This is a genomic window from Synechococcus sp. H55.11, from assembly GCF_047462475.1.
Taxonomy (GTDB): domain Bacteria; phylum Cyanobacteriota; class Cyanobacteriia; order Thermostichales; family Thermostichaceae; genus Thermostichus.
The window spans coordinates 1-503 of sequence record NZ_JANSJI010000010.1 but is presented as its reverse complement, the minus strand read 5'-3'; the positions used below and the strand labels follow the sequence as shown (position 1 = coordinate 503).

The 503-nt window shown below is 54.7% G+C and carries 1 pseudogene; it reads right to left on the bottom strand.

The window, feature by feature from the left end:
• Positions 1–503 (bottom strand): annotated as a pseudogene (locus NW853_RS00260) (RNA-guided endonuclease TnpB family protein); the annotation flags it as partial.

Genomic DNA, 503 nt, shown 5'->3' with positions numbered 1-503 from the left:
CTCTCCTACCCAAATCCACGCCAATTGCCTTGGTGGTGTCTTGTGGCTCCGGCGCCTCAGACTCCACGCAAATTTGAATGGAGTAGGAGCCGTCTTGGCGCTTGACCAACGTGGCTGCTTTAGGGTTTGAGCCTGCTAACATGCCGCGCTGGTAGTTACTTATATCCAGCTCAAAGCGTTCGCGTCCCTCAACGGTGGTCAGCGACACCGTCCAGTCTTTTTCCCGAAAAGAGAAGATGCGGGCATCGTAGGTAACAAAGCCAGACTTGAACGCTTTGACCGGACGATTCTTTTGCTGGGCAACCTTGCGGGCAGCGGCCAGCCTTCTGCATACCTGTTGTGCCAGGTTGCTGGAGAGCCCAAAGCGGGTACGAATTGCGCGGTAGCAGAGCGATTGAAGCTTGACTGGGTTGACCACCTTCTCTGGTGTGTTTTGGTTGACCCAGTTGAGTGCTTGTGCAAAAGCAGACAAGGTTGCCTCTAGCTTCACGGCTTGCGAAGCA